Source organism: Mesorhizobium sp. M2C.T.Ca.TU.002.02.1.1 (genome assembly GCF_003997225.1).
Genome location: NZ_RZTO01001016.1, coordinates 1 through 1,927 on the forward strand (window position 1 = coordinate 1; position 1,927 = coordinate 1,927).

General features: G+C 63.2%; 3 protein-coding genes. 1 reads left to right on the forward strand and 2 read right to left on the reverse strand.

What is annotated here, in order from left to right; genetic code table 11:
* Positions 1-780, reverse strand: a 780-nt coding sequence (locus EOD07_RS32730; protein WP_127238180.1) for an SDR family NAD(P)-dependent oxidoreductase, incomplete at its 3' end; no start/stop codon positions are given.
* Between the two features lie 176 nt (positions 781-956).
* Between EOD07_RS32730 and EOD07_RS32735 the strand changes: the two genes are divergently transcribed.
* Positions 957-1,238, forward strand: a complete 282-nt coding sequence (locus EOD07_RS32735) for a hypothetical protein (RefSeq protein ID WP_127238181.1) — start codon at positions 957-959, stop codon at positions 1,236-1,238.
* A 3-nt stretch (positions 1,239-1,241) separates the two neighbouring features.
* Here the strand turns inward: EOD07_RS32735 and EOD07_RS32740 are convergent, their stop codons facing one another.
* Positions 1,242-1,817: a TMEM175 family protein gene (locus EOD07_RS32740; protein ID WP_127238182.1), complete on the reverse strand. Its 576-nt coding sequence runs from the start codon at positions 1,815-1,817 to the stop codon at positions 1,242-1,244.
* Positions 1,818-1,927 lie beyond the last annotated feature (110 nt).

The window sequence follows — 1,927 nt, forward strand, 5'->3', positions numbered from 1 at the left end:
CGCCCACGCCATGCGTTTTTCATCCGTCGGCCGCGCCACCTCATTGTCGGGGCACAGGATGTAGAAATCGTCGTCGATCAGCGATGCCAGCATGAAGTCGATCACCTGCTCGCCGGTCCAGGCGCCGGCGGGCTTTTGCGTCGCGCCTTCGGTCAGGCCGGTATAGGTGAAGCCGGGGATCAAAAGATGCGCCGAAACCTTCGCTCCCGGCTCGTTGCGCAGCGCGTGCGCCAGCCCCTCGGTAAACGTCTTCACGCCGGCCTTGGAGACGTTGTAGGCGAGATTGCCGGGCGGCGTGGTGATGCCTTGCTTGGACCCGGTGTTGATGATCAGGCCGGGCTTGTCCGCCGCGAGCATGCGCGGCGCGAAGGCCTCGACCCCGTGCACGACGCCCCAGAAATTGATGTCGAGCAGCCGCTTCCAGGCGTCGCGGTTCTCCCAGGGCTTGCCCGGGTTGTTGCCGACGCCGGCATTGTTCATCAGCACCGACACCGCGCCGAAGGCGTCGTGAGCGAGCTCCGCCAGCCGGTCGACCTCCTCGGCCTTGGACACGTCGGTGGGAATTGGAAGGACGGCATCGTCGCCGGCGACCGCGGCGATGGCCTGCTTCGCCTGATCGAGGCGCACGCCGCCGATGTCGGCAAGCACCACCTTCATGCCCATTGCCGCGAACCGTTTCGCGGCGGCAAGGCCGATGCCGCTGGCGCCGCCGGTGATGACGGCGACATTGCCGGAGGCGAAAGCGGGCAGGGTGGTCTGGATCTGGGCGTCGCTGGTCATGGTTTCCATCCTTGTTCGGGTCGGGCCGAACTTAACGCCAGACGCCACCGAGGCAAGGCTGGTTCGTCCCGATAGGCGACCGCGATAGCCCCAATGGGTTGACGGCGATGGCCGCAGTGGGTTGACCATCGCTGCGCCTGCCGCGCATGCTGTCCGGAAAAAAAGGAGCTCGGCATTTGACCGATTGGATCGGAATCCTGAAAGAGCAGACCGCCAATGGCGACCAGATGGGCCGCGAGGTGCCGAAGATGCTCGCCAATCCCGATATCAGCGAGGCGCAGGTGAAGACACTGTTCTCGGCGCTGGAGAAGCAGGCGGATTTCGCCGAGAAGCTGCGGCTGGCGCTGGAGAAGTTCGGCCACGACTTCCCGATCATCAAGGCGGCCGAACGGCTGGAGGAACGCTATGCCGACCTTGCCGCCTCGGCCGCCGAGAAGCTCAAGGCGATGCGCAAGTAGGTTCTATTTTTCGATCAGCCTCTCGAAGCGCTTGTCGGGTGCAAACCAGACGGCCGCTACAAGCACGTAGATCGCCACGCTGATCCACTGGTTGACGAAGCTCAGCAGCACGGCGACGATATAGAGCGCCAGCGAGATCTTGCCCTTCTTGTCGTGGCCGACGGCCCTGGCGAAGGTCGTGTCGGCGCCGTGCAGATGGCGCAGCTTGATGACCAGGATGGTATAGGCGACGGCGCAAAGCGCGAGGTCGATGCCGTAAACCGCCACGGGCGCCGGAGCGAATTCATTTTCACCCATGAAGGCGGTGGTCACCGGCATCAACGACAGCCAGAACAGAAGGTTCAGGTTGGCCCAGAGCACACGTCCGTCGACGCGCTGCACGGTGTGGAACATGTTGTGCAGATTGTTCCAGTAGATGCCGACATTGATGAAGGAGAGCACATAGCAGAAGAAGACCGGCCACAGCGGCAGAAGCGCTGAAAAATCCTCGCCATGCGGCACTTTCAGCTCCAGCACCATGATGGTGATGATGATGGCGACGACGCCATCGGTGAATGCCTCGACCCGTCCCTTGCCCATGATTCCTCCCTCGCTGTGCGCAAACGTTACGGGAGGATGCAGCGGCTGACCATCCTGCCAGAACTGTCAGGAGGGCGTTCGCTGGCTGGAACGGCGCCATTACATAGGCG

Bases quoted from the DNA above. Each gene is read 5' to 3' on its own strand.
- EOD07_RS32740 (WP_127238182.1), bottom strand. From the start codon at position 1,817: ATGGGCAAGGGACGGGTCGAGGCATTCACCGATGGCGTCGTCGCCATC.